General features: G+C 72.4%; 15 protein-coding genes. 5 read left to right on the top strand and 10 right to left on the bottom strand.

The features are described from left to right. Positions 1-25: 25 nt before the first annotated feature. Positions 26-1,153 carry a Gfo/Idh/MocA family oxidoreductase gene (locus ABZ953_RS24095; protein ID WP_361727184.1) on the top strand — a complete coding sequence of 376 codons (1,128 nt, stop codon included), beginning with the start codon at positions 26-28 and terminating at the stop codon, positions 1,151-1,153. 8 nt (positions 1,154-1,161) lie between these two features. Here ABZ953_RS24095 and ABZ953_RS24090 read toward each other — a convergent pair whose 3' ends face one another. Together ABZ953_RS24090 and ABZ953_RS24085 are read right to left on the bottom strand one after the other, a co-directional pair. Further along, entirely contained in the window at positions 1,162-1,770 is a 609-nt protein-coding gene (locus ABZ953_RS24090; RefSeq protein ID WP_361727182.1) for a DUF1349 domain-containing protein, read from the bottom strand. Positions 1,771-1,774: 4 nt separating this feature from the next. Beyond that, complete coding sequence (locus ABZ953_RS24085; protein ID WP_361727180.1) at positions 1,775-3,307, bottom strand: aldehyde dehydrogenase (NADP(+)); 1,533 nt, start codon at positions 3,305-3,307, stop codon at positions 1,775-1,777. 168 nt (positions 3,308-3,475) lie between these two features. Between ABZ953_RS24085 and ABZ953_RS24080 the strand changes: the two genes are divergently transcribed. The 3 genes from ABZ953_RS24080 (at position 3,476) to ABZ953_RS24070 (ending at position 6,258) form a co-directional block, all read left to right on the top strand. Continuing rightward, entirely contained in the window at positions 3,476-4,249 is a 774-nt protein-coding gene (locus ABZ953_RS24080; RefSeq protein WP_361727178.1) for an IclR family transcriptional regulator, read from the top strand. 3 nt (positions 4,250-4,252) lie between these two features. Next, entirely contained in the window at positions 4,253-4,735 is a 483-nt protein-coding gene (locus ABZ953_RS24075) for a GNAT family N-acetyltransferase (RefSeq protein ID WP_361727176.1), read from the top strand. A gap of 74 nt (positions 4,736-4,809) precedes the next feature. Next, positions 4,810-6,258, top strand: coding sequence for a penicillin-binding transpeptidase domain-containing protein (locus ABZ953_RS24070; RefSeq protein WP_361727174.1), 1,449 nt, complete (start codon positions 4,810-4,812; stop codon positions 6,256-6,258). Between the two features lie 99 nt (positions 6,259-6,357). On the opposite strand, the gene ABZ953_RS24065 is transcribed toward ABZ953_RS24070, so the two are convergent. The 5 genes from ABZ953_RS24065 to ABZ953_RS24045 form a co-directional block, all read right to left on the bottom strand. Beyond that, a complete protein-coding gene (locus tag ABZ953_RS24065) occupies positions 6,358-7,101 on the bottom strand; it encodes a hypothetical protein (protein WP_361727173.1) in 744 nt (247 codons plus the stop codon). Continuing rightward, on the bottom strand, positions 7,098-7,439 hold the full coding sequence (locus ABZ953_RS24060; protein WP_361727171.1) for a PadR family transcriptional regulator: 342 nt from the start codon (positions 7,437-7,439) through the stop codon (positions 7,098-7,100). The genes ABZ953_RS24065 and ABZ953_RS24060 overlap by 4 nt, the downstream gene beginning before the upstream one ends. Positions 7,440-7,468: 29 nt before the next feature. Further along, on the bottom strand, positions 7,469-8,215 hold the full coding sequence (locus tag ABZ953_RS24055) for a CPBP family intramembrane glutamic endopeptidase (protein ID WP_361727169.1): 747 nt from the start codon (positions 8,213-8,215) through the stop codon (positions 7,469-7,471). Positions 8,216-8,355: 140 nt separating this feature from the next. Next, positions 8,356-9,147 carry an HAD family acid phosphatase gene (locus ABZ953_RS24050; protein ID WP_361727167.1) on the bottom strand — a complete coding sequence of 264 codons (792 nt, stop codon included), beginning with the start codon at positions 9,145-9,147 and terminating at the stop codon, positions 8,356-8,358. Between the two features lie 114 nt (positions 9,148-9,261). Further along, on the bottom strand, positions 9,262-9,948 hold the full coding sequence (locus tag ABZ953_RS24045; RefSeq protein WP_361727165.1) for a TIGR03086 family metal-binding protein: 687 nt from the start codon (positions 9,946-9,948) through the stop codon (positions 9,262-9,264). 185 nt (positions 9,949-10,133) lie between these two features. On the opposite strand from ABZ953_RS24045, the gene ABZ953_RS24040 reads away from it, so the two are divergent. Then, positions 10,134-11,339, top strand: a complete 1,206-nt coding sequence (locus tag ABZ953_RS24040; RefSeq protein ID WP_361727163.1) for an MFS transporter — start codon at positions 10,134-10,136, stop codon at positions 11,337-11,339. Here ABZ953_RS24040 and ABZ953_RS24035 read toward each other — a convergent pair. The 3 genes from ABZ953_RS24035 to ABZ953_RS24025 form a co-directional block, all read right to left on the bottom strand. Further along, positions 11,314-12,690, bottom strand: a complete 1,377-nt coding sequence (locus tag ABZ953_RS24035) for a S28 family serine protease (RefSeq protein ID WP_361727161.1) — start codon at positions 12,688-12,690, stop codon at positions 11,314-11,316. The genes ABZ953_RS24040 and ABZ953_RS24035 overlap by 26 nt on opposite strands. Positions 12,691-12,763: 73 nt before the next feature. Continuing rightward, on the bottom strand, positions 12,764-13,981 hold the full coding sequence (locus ABZ953_RS24030) for a hypothetical protein (protein WP_361727160.1): 1,218 nt from the start codon (positions 13,979-13,981) through the stop codon (positions 12,764-12,766). Further along, on the bottom strand, positions 13,978-14,952 hold the full coding sequence (locus ABZ953_RS24025; RefSeq protein WP_361727158.1) for a 5-dehydro-4-deoxyglucarate dehydratase: 975 nt from the start codon (positions 14,950-14,952) through the stop codon (positions 13,978-13,980). Before ABZ953_RS24025 ends, ABZ953_RS24030 begins: the two co-directional genes overlap by 4 nt. Positions 14,953-15,057 lie beyond the last annotated feature (105 nt).

Genomic DNA, 15,057 nt, shown 5'->3' with positions numbered 1-15,057 from the left:
GGGGGTCCCTCCTACCGTCCCGGCCATGGTTCCCTTCACCGCTCCCGCCCCCTCCCCCCTCCGCGTCGGCCTCGTCGGACTCTCCGCCCGCGGCGGCTGGGCGCCCCACTCCCACCTCCCCGCGCTGACCCGCCTCAAGGGCTACGAGCTGCGCGCCCTGGCCGCCTCCGGCGAGGCCTCCGCGCGGGCCGCGGGTGAGAAGTACGGCGTGCCGCTGGCCTTCGGCTCGGCCGCGGAGCTCGTCCGCAGCGACGAGGTCGACCTCGTCGTGGTGAGCGTGCGGGTGCCGCTGCACCGCGAGGTGATCCTCGCCGCCCTCGGCGCGGGCAAGGCCGTGCTGTCCGAGTGGCCGCTCGGCAACGGCCTCACGGAGGCCGAGGAGCTGGCGGCGGCCGCCGACCGGGCGGGGGTGCGGACGTTCGCGGGGCTACAGGCCCGCTCCGCGCCCGCGGTGCGGTTCCTCCGCGATCTCGTCGCCGACGGCTACGTCGGGGAGGTCCTTTCGAGCAGTGTCGTCGCGTCGGGACGGCGCTGGGGCCCGACGTTCGAGCCGTCCGGGGAGTACCTCCTTGACAGGCGGAACGGCGGCACCATGCTGACGATCCCCTTCGGCCACACGATCGACGCCGTCGCCCTGGTGCTCGGCGAGTTCACCGAGGTCTCGGCGACCCTGGCGACCCGGCGGCCGGTCGTGCGCGAGGAGGGCACGGGGCGCCCCGCGGCCATGACCGTCGACGACCAGATCGCGGTGAGCGGCAGGGTCGGCTCGGGCGCCGTCGCCTCCCTGCACTTCAGGGCCGGGCTGTCCCGGGGCACCGACTTCCACTGGGAGATCAACGGCACCGAGGGAGACGTCGTGGTCAGCGGCGGCTCCGGGCACCTCCAGCAGGCCTCGCTCACCCTCCGCGGCGGGCGCGGCACGGACCAGTCGCTCACCGAACTCCCCGTGCCCGCACGCTACTTCGACGTACCGGAGATCGCTGAGCTGCGCGGGCTGCCCGCGTACAACGTGGCGGCGCAGTACGCGCGGGTCCGCGCCGACCTCACCGAAGGCACCGCGCACGCACCCGACTTCGCGCACGCGGCGCGGCGCCAGCGGCTGCTCGACGCCATCGAGCGGTCGGCCGCCACCGGCCGCCGCGTCACCCTCTGAAAAGACCTCTACGAACCGTCCCGCAGCCCCTTCGGCCAGCTGGGGCGGAACTCGATGCGGTCGTACGTCACCACGCAGCCCTCGCCCACCGGTGACTGCGCCAGGAAGCCGACCAGCGCGGCGCTCGCCGACTCCTCGTCGCCGAGCGAGAAGATCCGCACGAAGGTCCACCGCTCGCCGTCCGTCGAGGCGTGGAACGCGAACGCCGACCCCGTACGGCTGATGCGCAGCCAGGCGCTGCTGCCGTCCACCACGAAGGCGTTGGCGTCGTCGGAGTGGCCGCGGGTGACGACCGTGCAGATCGTCGGCTCGTCCGGGGAGCGCTCCAGGCAGAGCTTGGCCCACTCCCGCTCGCCCACGTGCAGGTACAGCACGCCCGCGTCGAAGGCGGCGGCGAAGCCGACCGTGACGCGGGCGATCAGCTGGAAGTCGCCCTCGGGGGCCCCGAGGAGGCGCGGCGCGTCGGACGCGGGCTCCAGCGCCTCGCCCGTCGGGGGCACGAAGCGGTCCTGGCGGGCGCCCGCCCAGCCGGTGAGCACGCCGTCCTCGTGGGACCAGTGGCCGTCGGGGCCGTATGTGCGCAGCGGGAAGGGCAGTTCGGGCAGGGTGACGTCCATGGCCTCAGTGTTCCAGGCGTCCGTCGATGCGGCGCGGCAGCCCGAGCGGGTTGCCGTCGCGCAGCTCCGGCGGGAGCAGCGCCTCGGGAGTGCTCTGGTACGCGACGGGCCGCAGCCAGCGCTCGACGGCCGTGCCGCCCACGGACGTCGAGGTCGACGTCGTCGCGGGGTAGGGGCCGCCGTGGTGCTGGGCCGGGGCGACGGCGACGCCGGTGGGCCAGCCGTCGACGAGGACGCGCCCGGCGAGCGGCGTGAGCTCGGCGAGCAGCTCCGCGCCCCGGCCGCTCTCCCCCGCCGCCTCGTCCGAGGACAGCTGCACGGTGGCGGTGAGGTTGCCGGGCAGCCGGGAGAGTACGGCGGTGATCTCCGCGGCGTCGGCGTAGCGCGCGACGACGGTGACCGGGCCGAAGCACTCCTCCAGGAGCAGGTCGTGGGCGCCTTCCCGGGCGAGGCGCGCGGCCGGGACGGTCAGGAACCCCGCGCTGACGGTGTGCTCGCCGCCCGCGCCGGGGGTCACCGGGGCCTCGACGTCGGGGAGTTCGGCGCGCTCGCGCACCCCGGCGACGAAGTTGTCCCGCATCCGGTGGTCGAGGAGCACCCCGGACCCGGTGTTGCTGACCGCGTCGGTCAGGGACTTCACGAGCTGGTCGCCGCCCGATCCCTCGGGGGCCAGGACCAGGCCCGGCTTGACGCAGAACTGGCCGACGCCCAGCGTCATGGAGCCCGCGAGTCCGGCGCCGATCTGCTCGCCGCGCTCGGCGGCCGCGGCCTCGGTGACCACGACGGGGTTGAGGGAGCCGAGCTCGCCGTGGAAGGGGATCGGCACGGGCCGGGCCGCGGCGGCGTCGAAGAGGGCGCGTCCGCCGCGGATGGAGCCGGTGAAACCGGCGCCTGCGACCAGCGGGTGCCCGACGAGTCCGACGCCCGCGTCGAAGCCGTGCACGAGGCCGAGGACACCCTCGGGGATGGAGTGCCGGGCGGCGGCCCTGCGCAGCACGGAGGCGACCAGCTCGGAGGTGCCCGGGTGGTCGGGGTGGGCCTTGACGACCACGGGGCAGCCCGCGGCGAGCGCGCTCGCGGTGTCGCCACCGGGCACGGAGAAGGCGAAGGGGAAGTTGGAGGCGGAGTAGACCGCGACGACGCCGAGCGGGATCTTGTAGCGGCGCAGGTCGGGGACGGGCGGGGTCGCCGAGGCGTCGGGGTGGTCGATCACGATGCCGAGGAAGGCGCCCTCGTCGACGATGTCCGCGAAGGAGCGCAACTGGTAGCAGGTGCGGGCGAGTTCGCCGGTGAGGCGGACCGGGCCGAGCGCGGTCTCCGCGTCGGCGGCCTCCACGAGGTGGTCCTTCGCCTCTTCGAGGAGCTCCGCCGCGGTGCGCAGGAAGGCGGCGCGGACCGCGCGGTCGGCCAGTGCGGGCGCGGCGTCCCGGGCGGCGCGGACCGTCAGGTCGACCTCCTCGGCCGTGGCTTCCACCGCAACCTGCTCGCGCTGCTTCCCGGTTCGGGGGTCGACACTCCAGACTGGTGCTGCTGCCACCGCGAATTCCCTTTCCAGAGGTACTGCCAGGGCCGTACGGATCGTATGAGGGGTCTTGCCGGAGGTATGCCACTCACCAGGGCCGTTCGATATGCTGAACGCTGTCTTCGTCGGTGAATGTACGGGGACTCGGAGACTATTTCTCGGCGTTCAAAGGGGTCAAGGGCGATGTCGGCTGGCGAGACCGGAGGCGGTGCGCAGGTCAAGTCCGCGGTGCGGACGGTGGAATTGCTCGAGTACTTCGCGGGCCGCCCCGGAATGCACTCGCTCGCCGCAGTCCAGGAGGCCGTCGGCTATCCCAAGTCGAGCCTCTACATGCTGCTGCGCACCCTGGTCGAGCTCGGCTGGGTCGAGACGGACGCGACCGGCACGCGGTACGGGATCGGGGTCCGGGCCCTGCTCGTCGGCACGTCGTACATCGACGGCGACGAGGTCGTGGCCGCCGCCCGGCCGACCCTGGACCGGCTCTCCGACGACACCACGGAGACCATCCACCTCGCGCGGCTCGACGGCACGAACGTCGTCTACCTCGCCACCCGCCAGTCGCAGCACTACCTGCGGCCCTTCACCCGGGTGGGCCGCCGCCTGCCCGCGCACTCCACGTCGCTCGGCAAGGCGCTGCTCGCCACCCACACCGACGAGCAGGTCCGCAAGCTGCTCCCGGAGACACTGCCCGCGCTCACCGAGCACACCATCACCGACCGCGAGAAGCTCATCGAGGAGCTGCACGCGGTGCGCGAGCAGGGCTTCGCGGTGGACCGCGAGGAGAACACGCTGGGCCTTCGCTGCTTCGGCGTCGCCATTCCCTACCGCACGCCCGCGCGCGACGCGATCAGCTGCTCGGTGCCGGTGGCGCGGCTCACGCCCGCGCACGAGCAGATGGTCAAGGACGCCCTCTTCGACGCGCGCGACCGGCTGACACTGGCAACTCGTAGGCTCTGAAGCATGGATGTCAGCCTGCGCGAAGTACATGACAGCGATCTGCCCGTCTTCTTCCGGCAGATGAACGATCCCGAGTCCCACCACATGGCGGCCTTCACCCCCGAGGACCCCGCCGACCGCGACCGTTTCGACGCCCTCTGGACGAAGATGCGCTCCGCCGCGGACACCGATGTGCGCACGGTCCTCGCCGACGGGGACGTGGTGGGAAGCGCCGGGGTGTACGGGACACCGGGCGAGCGCGAGGTCACGTACTGGATCGACCGCGCGTACTGGGGGCGCGGCCTGGCCACAGCGGCCCTGCGCGGCCTCCTGGAGCTGGAGCGGGACCGGCCGCTCTACGCCCGCGCGGCGGCGGACAACGCGGGCTCCATCCGGGTCCTGGAGAAGTGCGGGTTCCGTGTCTCGGCCACCGAGCGGGGGTACGCCCCGGCGCGCGGGGCGGAGATCGACGAGGTCGTCCTCGTCCTGCACAGCGGCTCCGTATGAGGAGTTCCTGAGAAAACAGCCGTAAGCGCACCAGAAGGGAACGAATCCCTCCCCTCCGCTCGTCTTCCCACGGGATGAACAAGACGATCAGGCGGGCCTCGGTCTTCGCGCTGCTGCTCGTGCTCGCCCTGCTGATGCGGGCGACATGGGTGCAGTTCCACGACTCGACGGCGCTCGCGGACGACAAGCACAACCGGCGCAACGCGATCGAGCAGTACGCGAACCCGCTGGGCGACATCATCGTGGGCGGTGAGGCCATCACCGGCTCCGAGCGGACGACAGGATCAGATCTCGCGTACAAACGCACGTACAAGAACGGCGACCTCTACTCACCCGTCACGGGCTACAGCTCCCAGGTCTTCGGCGCCACTCAGCTCGAAGGCATCTACAAGGACCTGCTCGACGGCACCGACAACCGCCTGAAGACGCCCCTCGACACGCTCACCAACAAGCGTGCCGACCCCGGTGACGTCGTGACGACGATCGACCCGGCGGTGCAGAAGGCCGGGTACAAGGCGCTGGGCGACACCAAGGGCGCCGCAGTGGCCATCGACCCCGAGAGCGGCAAGATCCTCGGCATGGTCTCGACGCCGTCGTACGACCCGTCGAAGATCAGCGGTTCCACCGACTCCGAGGCGTGGCAGAAGCTGACCACCGACAAGGAGAAGCCGATGGTCAACCGCGCGATGCGCCAGCCGCTCCCGCCCGGCTCGACCTTCAAGCTGGTCGTCGCGGCGGCGGCCCTTGAGGACGGTCTCTACGACTCGGTGGACGCGAGGACGAGCAGCCCGAACCCGTACAGGCTGCCCGGCACAAGCCAGGACCTCAACAACGAGAACCGGTCGGCCCCTTGCGAGAACGCGAACATCCGCACGGCGCTGCAGTACTCCTGCAACAACGTCTTCGCGAAGATGGCCGTCGACCTGGGCCAGGACAAGGTCAAGGACATGGCGGACAAGTTGGGCTTCAACACCGACAAGCTGGACGTCCCGGTGCGCGCGTCCAAGAGCGTCTACCCGTCCGGCATGGACAAGGCGCAGACGGGCCTCAGCGGCATCGGCCAGTTCGACGTGACGGCGACGCCGCTGCAGATGTCGATGGTGTCGGCGGCCATCGCCAACGGCGGCGAGCTCGCGAAGCCGCACATGGTCTCCCAGATCAGCGACTCCGGCGGCGACGTCCTGGAGAAGTACGACGACAACGAGTCCCAGAGCGTCATGGACAAGTCCACCGCCGAGGGCCTGCAGTCCGCGATGCAGACGGTCGTCGAGAAGGGCACCGGTTCGAACGCGAAGATCGCCGGAGCGACGGTCGGCGGCAAGACGGGCACGGCCCAGCACGGCGAGAAGAACAGCAAAACGCCGTACGCCTGGTTCACGTCGTACGCCAAGGGCAGCGACGGCAAGCAGGTGGCGGTCGCGGTGATGATCGAGTCGTCGAGCGCGGCCCGCGACGAGGTCAGCGGCAACGGCCTTGCGGCCCCGATCGCGAAGGCGATGATGTCGGCGGCGCTGAAGTCCTGACGCGCGCTCTTCACGCCTGACGAGCGCGCTGCACGCCTGACGCACGCATCGCACGCCTGACGACCCCCGAGGCGTCGCCCCGACCCGCCCTCCCCCGGGTCAGGGGCGGCGCCCGCGCCGCATCTGCAGGGCCCACACCACGGCCGCGACCGCTCCCGCCCCGGCGAGCAGCCCCACCACGAAGCCGATGCCCGAGTTCGCGTCTCCGTCGTCGACGGCCACCGCGACGCCTGCCGCGACCGCCGCGACGGTGAGCACGGCGAGCAGCGCGTAGAACTTGCCGCTGAAGAAGCTGGTCCGCTCCGGCACCGGCGGCGGCGACGCCACCCGGGCCGCGGGCCCGAGGCTCGCCGCGCGCGGGCGCTTGAACCACGCGTAGATCACCCAGGTCCCGCACGCCTCCCAGCCGTCGGGCGCGAGCCGCTCGTCGAGGCCCTCGCGCCCGCGCGTGACCAGCTCGCGCCGGTACTCCCAGCGCTGCGGCTGCGCCAGGTCGCGGTGGCTCACGAAGCGCCCGACGGCGTCGACCCGCTCGACCTCCCAGCCCTCGTCGCCGAAGCGGTTCAGGAGCTCCTCGTCGACGTAGGTGTCGGCGGTCCAGCGCCAGGTCTCCACCGTCTCGTCCGGCGCCGCCGGTGCCCGCTCCCCCGCGGTGGGCACCAGCTGCCGGGCGAACTCGTCCGCCGGGCCGAACTCGGCCTCCGCGTCCTCGGTCCCGGCCTCCTCCAGGTGGGCGGCGAGGTCCGTGACGGTCGCCTCGACGCGGTCGGCGGGCAGGCCGTGCGCCCGCAGCAGCTCGGCGAGGCCGATGAGGTAACCGTCGTTCTCGTACCGCGTGTTCATCGTGGGGTCACTCCCGCCTTCGCGAGGACGTCGCGTACGGATCCGTCGAAGGCGAGCCAGAGGCCGCCCTGTTCGCCGAGGGTCTCGCGGCCGGCGTCGGTGAGTTGGTAGTAGCGGCGGCCCGGCCCCTTCTCGGTCGCGCGGAACTCCGCGGAGACCAGTCCCGCCTCCTCCAGGCGGTTCAGTACGGGGTAGAGCGTGCCGCCCTTGATCTGGCCGAAGCCGGCGGCGTCGAGCAGCTTGGCGATCTCGTAGCCGTAGCTCTCGCCGTCGGTGAGACCGGCGAGCACGAGGAGGTCGAGTACGCCCTTGAACCAGCTGGCGCGGCGGTCGGTCACTTCACTCTGCCTTTCGGAGGGCGGGCCTCTCAGACGGCGGGCCTTTGGACGGCGGGCACGGCGTGCGGCTTGTCCGGCGCGGGCAGCGTCAGATCGCGTACGGAGAGGGCGATGTGCACGGCGACGGGGAGCAGCAGGCTGCCCGTCCCGAGGTAGAGGCCGGTGAGCACCGCGCCGAAGAGCGCGAAGCCGAGGACGCCCCGGCGGCCCTGGTAGAACCCGGCGACCGCGTAGACGAGGACGGAGAGGGCGGCCGCCGCGTAGAGGTCGAGCCCGAGGGCGCCGACGCCGAAGGCGATGAGGAGGCCGCGGTAGACCAGTTCGGAGCAGAGGCCGTCGCTGACGGCGACGGCGACGGCGAGCCTGCGCTCCTCCGCGGTGCGCGGCAGCATCGCCTCGATGGCGGCGAGCCCCGGCACGTTCTTGCCCTGCCGTGCGAGGTCGTGGAAGTTGCGTCCGGAAGCCACGGCGACCGCGGTGCAGACGAGGATTCCGGCGACGGCGTAAATGGGCCGCTCGGGCAGGGCCAGGCCGAGGTCGGCGGCGTCCGTGCCGGGCGAGAGCAGCAGCGCCACGACGGCGAGGGCGGCGAAGGCCCAGGTGAGGGCGAGCAGGAGGCCGAAGTAGCGGACGAGGGCGCGGGGTTCGGTGTCCCTGCGGCGGGCCAGCGAGCCGTACACCCGGCGGCCGGTCCAGGGCTCGCCGAGCAGCAGGTAGGCGGCGAGGGTGGCGGTGACGGCGGTCGATGCCGTCGAGAAGTCCGGCGAGATGGTCATGGGATCCCCGTTTCCCGAAGGGGCCGCGCGGCGCGTGCGATGGGGCGCACGCCGCGCGGTCCCCGAGCGTCTGAGCTACCTAGACCGTATGGCGACCTAGTCAGGAATGCAACCTATCCTGCTCACCCCGCGTAGCCGGCTCAGCCCACGTAGTACGTCGGGTTGGGGAGCTTGTACGTCTTGTCGGCGTAGCCGCCCGCGAGGTCGGACGTCTGGTCACCGAAGCTGCCGACGATGTTGTAGCCGGTCGACTCGATGTACTTGCGGGTGCCTTCCTTGAACTGGACGGTGGTGCAGTTCCAGGCGGTGGCCGTCGCGCAGTTCTTGAGGTACGCGGGCGGGTTCGCCTTGTCCTTGGTGAACACGTGCGTACGGTCGAGCGCGGTGCCGTAGCCCGCCCTGGCGAGGTTGGTCACGGCGCCCTCGCGCAGCGGCTCGGCGAGCCCGGTGAGGAAGAAGACCTCGACGCCCTTGCGCTTGGCGTACTTCACCAGCTGGGGCATGCCGAAGACCGCGGGGCGCTTGGCCTCGTTGACGTAGGCGTTCCAACTGCCGTTGTTGTACGTGTAGTTCGTCGACTTCTCGTAGTCGAGGCTGAGCAGCGCGGTGTCGTCGACGTCGAGGACGATCGCCGGCTTCTTGCCGTGCCGGGTGTGGTGCGCGGCCTTCTTGATGTCCTTCTTCGCCTTGGCCTGGATGCGGGCCAGATCCTTGGCGTACGGGCTGTCGGGCGAGGACTTCCACACGCCGTCGGCGTCCTTGGCGGCGCCGTAGTAGGCATCGATCTCGCCGACGAGGAGGCCTATGTTGTGGGGCTCCTTGGTGGGGCGCGCCTCGGCCTGGTCCGCGCTGGCGGCACCGGTGGCGTAGAGGGCGGCTCCGGCGACGGTGCAGGCGGTGGCCAGGCCGGCCACGCGTAGGGACTTCCGCATGTATTGCGTCTCCGCATCAGGGTTCGGGCAGGTCAAGGACTGTCTACGCGCATCAACCCGGATGTGGGGAGGGGGCGGAGTGACCCTTTACCTGATCCATACCTGCGGGGCGCGTCAGCCCTTCGGCCGCCAGCCCGGGTCGCGGCCGCTCAGGCCGATCACCCGGTCGAGCAGCGGCGCGCCGACCGGCACGGGCACCGGCGTCCCGAACAGACCGGCCCCGTCCGCGGGGTCCGCCGCGGAGTCCGCCGCGGGGTCCGCCTGCGCCGCGGGGCTCAGCAGGGCCCGCGCACCCTCCAGGCTCGCCTCGTCCGGCGCGTACTCCTGCCCCGTGGCGCGCGCCAGGTCCCAGCCGTGGACGACGAGTTCGTCGAGCGCGACGAGCCCCGCGACCTCGCCCGGCAGGTCGATGCCGCCCGCGCGGGTCATGCCCTGCCAGGCCGCCGGGTCGCGCCACGCCCCGGCCATGCCGTCGAGCGCCTTGGGCAGCTCCTCGCGCCAGCCGGGGCCGACGTCGGGCAGGACGCTGCCGGGGTTCCGGTCGAGGGCGGGGTTCCGGTCGAGGGCGGGCCCGAATTCCTTGCGGGCGGCCTCCTCGAAGGCACCGGCGAGGCCGAGGACATGGCCGAGGAGTTGGCGTACGGCGTAGTCGGGACAGGGCGTGGGCGCCGCGAGCTGCTCGTCCGTGACGTGCGCGGCGATCCGGGCCATGAGGCGGGCCTGCGGGCCGAGGTCGGGAACGGCATCGTCGGCGGAGCGGGTAGCCCCTGCGTTGCTGGTGGTGGGGCTGGTGTCGGTCATGGGGACTCCCTGCTGCGTCCTGCGTACGGGGCATGGGCGGACGGCCCGGTCCGGCCCGAGGCATAAGGCGGCCGTCTCGGTACCTCTCCCCTGTAGACCCGCCCCGCCCCGCGAACTCATCGCCGTCGCCCTAGGGAAAGCGCCCGATACCGCCATCGGGGCCTTAGAAGCCAGCATCACCAGGCATGACATCGATGACCGGGCGCGTCCTGCGGGACCGCAACGCCGGGCTGTACCTCGGGGCGGTGGTGGTCTCCGGCTTCGGGAGCTCCGCGCTGTGGCTGGCCTCCGGGATCTGGGTGAAAGAGCTGACCGGGTCCGACGGACTCGCCGCGCTCTGCCAGTTCGCGCTCTGGGCGCCCACCCTCACCGGCCCCCTGCTCGGCACGCTCGCCGACCGCACCCGCCGCAGACCGCTCCTCGTGGCCGCCAATCTCGCCCTCGGCGCCCTGCTCCTGTCCCTCTTCGCCGTCGACACCGCGGGACGGCTGTGGATCCTCTTCGCCGTCCTGGTGCTGTACGGGGCGTGCGGCGTCGTCACGGACGCGGCGGAGGCCGCCCTGGTCGCGACGGCCGTCGACAAGGAGCTGCTCGGCGACTTCAACGGCCTGCGGATGACCGCGAACGAGGGCATGAAGCTAGTGGCTCCGCTCGCCGGTGCGGGCCTGTTCGCCGCGTACGGGGGCGCCCGGGTGGCCCTCCTGGACGCGGTGACGTTCGCCCTCGCGGCAGGGATGTTCGCGCTGCTGCGGGTGCGGGAGAGCGTGCCGGTGCCGGACCGGTCGTCGCTGCGGGCGCGGACCGCGGAGGGGGCACGGTACCTGTGGGGGCACGCACGGCTGCGGCCCCTCGTGCTCGCGGGCGGCCTGACGATGCTGAGCTCGGGGATCAGCGGGGCGGCCCTCTTCGCGATCGTCGAGGGCCTCGGCCGCTCCCCCTCGTACACGGGCGTGCTGTACGTCGCGCAGGGCGCCGGTTCCGTGGCGGTGGGCGTGGCGTCCGGGGCGCTGATGCGGCGGATCGGGGCGCGCGGGTTCGCGGGCGTGGGCATCGCGCTGACCGCGGCGGCCGCGGTCCTGAACGCGCTGCCGAACGACGCGGCGGTGCTCGTGGGCAGCTTCACGAACGGCGTCGGGCTGCCCTGCGTGCTCATCGCCGGTCTGACGGCGGTCCAGCGGGAGACGCCGGACGCGCTCGTCGGCCGGGTGGCGGCGACCGCCAACACCCTGATGTTCACACCGACCGCGCTCGGCATCGCGGCGGGCGCGGCCCTCGTGGAGAGCGTCGACCATCACGTACTCCTTCCGGTGCTCGCGGGGGCGCGACTGCTGATCGCCGCGCCCCTGCTGAGGCCCCGGGAGTGGGTTACTTCACGTCCGCCCAGCGCTTGATGGTGGCGACGGCCTTCGCCTGTTCGGCCTCGGGGAGCTTGGCGATGGACGCGCCGTGGTTGGCGCCCGGCACCACGTAGCGGTAGGAGTCGTGGCGGCTGGGCGTGAACTTCTCGGCGCTCCACGGATCGTTCTCGCCGTAGACGAACATCATGTGGCGGCCGCGGTTCTTCACCCAGCGGTCCACGTCGGCGGTGGTGCTGTTGTCGTACGTGCCGCGCATGGCGGCGGGAAGGACCGAGTTGGGCTGGTAGATGCCCGGGTAGTGGCGGACGTCCTTGAGGTGGCTGAACTTCAGGTCGGCCCAGCCGAGTTGGGTCGCGGCCTGACGGTAGTAGGGGCCCGTGCCGTTGGTGCCGAGTTCCTGGTCGTGGTAGACGCTGAAGCCGTGCTCCTTCGACCAGTTCCAGAGCTCGTCGTCGGTGGCCTTCTTCGCGTCGGGGACGCCTGCGCAGTCGGCCTCGGTGCCGCTCTGCCAGAAGTTCCACACCTGGTCGAGGACGGCGAACTCGTAGGCGCGGTCCGTGGTGCCGAGCGTTGCGTCGAAGGTGTGCCCAGCGTCCTTCTGCTCCGTCTCAAACCTGGGCAGGAGGGTGTCGCGGCGTACGAGCATCTCGCGCTGCACGCCGTTCAGCGCGGTGCGGCACTCCTTGGTGCCGACCGTCTTGAAGAAGCGTTCGTACCCCCGGTCGTCACGGTTGTCCGCGTCGTTGGGCGCGACGAACGCGACGACCGCGTCGAGGTCCCCGGGGTAGAAGCGCTCGTGGTACGTCGCCGTCATGCCGCCCTTGCTGGCGCCGGTGCCGAGCCACTTGCCCTTCTCGACGGTGCGCAGGGCGCGGGTGAGGCGGTGCTCGTCGGCGGCCTCCTGCTGAATGGTCATCTTGGACCAGTCGTCGCCCGCCGGGCCCGTGGGCCGGGACTCCGCGAAGTAGCGGTGCTCGACGCTGACCTGGTTGGCGTCGATCAGCTTGGTGAGCGCGGTGGTGCCGCCGGGGAGGGTGTAGCCGCCGGTGTACAGGACGGTCGGCTTGTCCGTGGCCTTGTGCCAGAGCGTGGCGCGCTGCGTGAAGGTGGCGCCGTGGGGCTTGCGGTGGTCGACGGGCTGCTTGTACGTGAGCGTGTAGAAGGGGTGGCCCTCCTTGCCCGCGACCGAGACCACCGTCATGCCCGGTATTCGTTCGAGCCGTGCACGGATGTCCGAGGAGCCGGAGCCCGTCGAGCCCGTCGTGGCGGTGTCCTGCCGGTCAGCTGACGTCGCCTGCGCGACGGCCGGGACCGCTCCCCCGAGCACCGCGGCGCCCGCCATCAGTCCGGCGCAGACCAGCGCGGATATCCCCTTGTTGCGCACCTTGCTCCCTCTGTCCCCTGTTGCTGAAGTATTGCTGGAGTGACGCTTGTGGTCTCGCGGATCGTAGCGGCGATCACTCCGGGCGCGACAGGGCTTCTTCGACCAGGGCGAGGTCGCTGTCCGAGGCCAGGCCCGCGTGGTAGAGCCGCAGTTCGGTGGCGCCGAGCTCGGCGGCACGGGCCGCGTCGGCGGCGAGCGTGGCGGGACTGCCGCCCATGCCGCTCACCACGGTGAGGTTGGCGGCCAGGACCACGCCGTCCCCCTTCTTGCCGTGCATGCTCTGCTCGTCCCGCTTGCTCTGCTCGGCGAACGGCGTCAGCAGGCGCGGGCTGCCCGTGCAGGGCACGACCACCCCGTCGGCCACGGAGAGGATGTGCGCCGGGTCGACGCCCGCGTTCGCACCGCAGTGGTACGGCACCGGGTCGGCGTGGAGCAGCACTTGGAAGCCGGGCCGCTCGACGAGCGCCGCCGCGCGGACCGCGGCGACGGCGGCCTCCTGAAGGGTGCGGGCGGCCGTCCCGCGCCACGCGCGCGTGGCCGCCGCCCGGTCCGGGCCGATCAGCTTCTCCACGGCGGCCCAGCGTCCGTCGCTCTCTCCCTCGCCCGCACCGCGCCACACGGGCTCCAGCGCGCCGCGGACGACGGCCGCGAGCTCGTCCGGGTCGAGGCCCTGCCCGGCGTACCCCTCCCGGCAGGAGGCGCAGAAGCACAGCGACATCAGGTACTGCCCGGCCTCGCCGAGGGGGACACCGGCGATCTTGTCGTGGGCGTGCAGATGCGCGAGGCCGTACCAGCCGCAGGACTCCAGTTCGGTGCCGTGCGTGCCGGGGCGCACGGCGGCCTCCGCCGCGAGGTCGACCAGGTACGCGCGCGTGGCGGGCTGTGCGATGCAGGGCGCCCAGGGATAGCGGTCTCCGTAGGCGTTCACCACGGAGGTCGCCGGATGCTCCTCACCCATACGGGAGTTGTGGGCGAGGACGACCCAGCTGTGCACCTCGATCCCGGCGTCGCCGAGCGCCCGCGTCGCCTCTCCGTAGGCGTCGCCCGGCGCCCACTCCCCGGCGGCGTACGGCCGTGGCGCGCGTCCCTGCCAGTGGTCGCCCGGCGGGTAGAGGACGGCGGCGTGCGCGGCGGTGACGACGCGGTGGCGGGGGTGGCGCGGGGTCAGGGCGCGCGTGGAGTGGTAGGCGGCGGCCAGAGTGACCTGGCGGATGCCCAGGCCGACGAGGCGGGCGGGCGCGCCGGGGTCGCCGACGACGTCCCAGGGGTAGAGGAACGCGGCGGCCTTCACACGCCCTGCCCGAAGCCGCCGGGCAGCCCGCCCCGCAGCAACTCCCGGCCCCGCTCGACGAGTTCCGCGAGCCGCTTGACGTGTTCGGCGTCCGGCTCGTGCAACGGCGGCCGTACGTGGCCGACATCGAGGCCGCCGAGCCGCACGCCCGCCTTGACCAGGGAGACGGCATAGCCGCGGCCGAGGGCGCGCAGCTCCACGAAGGGCCGGTAGAAGCCGTCGACGAGCCGGTCGACGGCGGCGTCGCCCTCCGGCGTGCCCGCGTTGAACGCGCGGTGGAAGGCGAGCGCGATGTCGGGCGCGAAGCAGAAGACGGCCGAGGAGTAGAGGGTCACGCCGATGCCGCGGTAGGCGAGTCCGGTCAGCTCCGCGGTCGGCAGGCCGTTGAAGTACAGGAAGTCGCCCGGCACTTCGCTGCGCACCGCGCTGACCGTGCGCTGCATCAGGTCCATGTCGCCGAGGCCGTCCTTGAAGCCGATGACGCCGTCCGCGCGCGCGAGCGCGACGACCGTCTCCGGGGTGAGGACGGCGTTGTCGCGCTGGTAGACGATGACGTCGAGGGAGGTGGCCGCGGCCAGTTCGGTGTAGTGCCGGAGCAGCCCCGCCTGTCCGGCGACGACGAGGTAGGGCGGCATGGCGAGGAGGCCGTCGGCGCCGGCCTCCTCGGCGAGGCGCGCGTACCGCACGGCGAGCGCGGTGCCGTACCCGGCGCCCGCGACCACCGGTACCCGCCCCGCCGTCTCGTCGACGGCGGCGGCGACGCACTCCTGGAACTCCTCGGGGGTCAGGGCGTGGAACTCGCCGGTGCCGCAGCAGGCGAACACGGCCGCCGCCCCGGCGTCGATGCCGTCGCGCACATGGTCGCGGAAGGTGTCCAGGTCGAGAGCGCCGTCGGGCCCGTACGCGGTGACCGGGAAGAAGAGCGGCCCGCTGGGGACGCGGAGTCGGGAAGCGAGGGGGGCTGTCGTCACGGGCTCTCCCTAGGCGTGCGGTGTGCGGCGTGCGGCGTGCGCGCTGCGAAGCGTGCATGTTTCTGATCCATGTCCATATCTCTGAACGCGACCACGCTAAGGCGC

The sequence above is a fragment of the Streptomyces sp. NPDC046465 genome (genome assembly GCF_040646035.1).
GTDB lineage: Bacteria > Actinomycetota > Actinomycetes > Streptomycetales > Streptomycetaceae > Streptomyces.
Note: the sequence above shows the minus strand (reverse complement) of the source record. Positions and strands in the feature narration are given on the sequence as shown.

Excerpts from the sequence above, each read along its gene's own strand:
- ABZ953_RS24095 (WP_361727184.1), top strand. The coding sequence starts at position 26 with ATGGTTCCCTTCACCGCTCCCGCCCCCTCCCCCCTCCGCGTCGGCCTC.
- ABZ953_RS24090 (WP_361727182.1), bottom strand. The coding sequence starts at position 1,770 with ATGGACGTCACCCTGCCCGAACTGCCCTTCCCGCTGCGCACATACGGC.
- ABZ953_RS24080 (WP_361727178.1), top strand. The coding sequence starts at position 3,476 with ATGTCGGCTGGCGAGACCGGAGGCGGTGCGCAGGTCAAGTCCGCGGTG.
- ABZ953_RS24075 (WP_361727176.1), top strand. The coding sequence starts at position 4,253 with ATGGATGTCAGCCTGCGCGAAGTACATGACAGCGATCTGCCCGTCTTC.
- ABZ953_RS24070 (WP_361727174.1), top strand. The coding sequence starts at position 4,810 with ATGAACAAGACGATCAGGCGGGCCTCGGTCTTCGCGCTGCTGCTCGTG.
- ABZ953_RS24065 (WP_361727173.1), bottom strand. The coding sequence starts at position 7,101 with ATGAACACGCGGTACGAGAACGACGGTTACCTCATCGGCCTCGCCGAG.
- ABZ953_RS24055 (WP_361727169.1), bottom strand. The coding sequence starts at position 8,215 with ATGACCATCTCGCCGGACTTCTCGACGGCATCGACCGCCGTCACCGCC.
- ABZ953_RS24050 (WP_361727167.1), bottom strand. The coding sequence starts at position 9,147 with ATGCGGAAGTCCCTACGCGTGGCCGGCCTGGCCACCGCCTGCACCGTC.
- ABZ953_RS24045 (WP_361727165.1), bottom strand. The coding sequence starts at position 9,948 with ATGACCGACACCAGCCCCACCACCAGCAACGCAGGGGCTACCCGCTCC.
- ABZ953_RS24040 (WP_361727163.1), top strand. The coding sequence starts at position 10,134 with ATGACATCGATGACCGGGCGCGTCCTGCGGGACCGCAACGCCGGGCTG.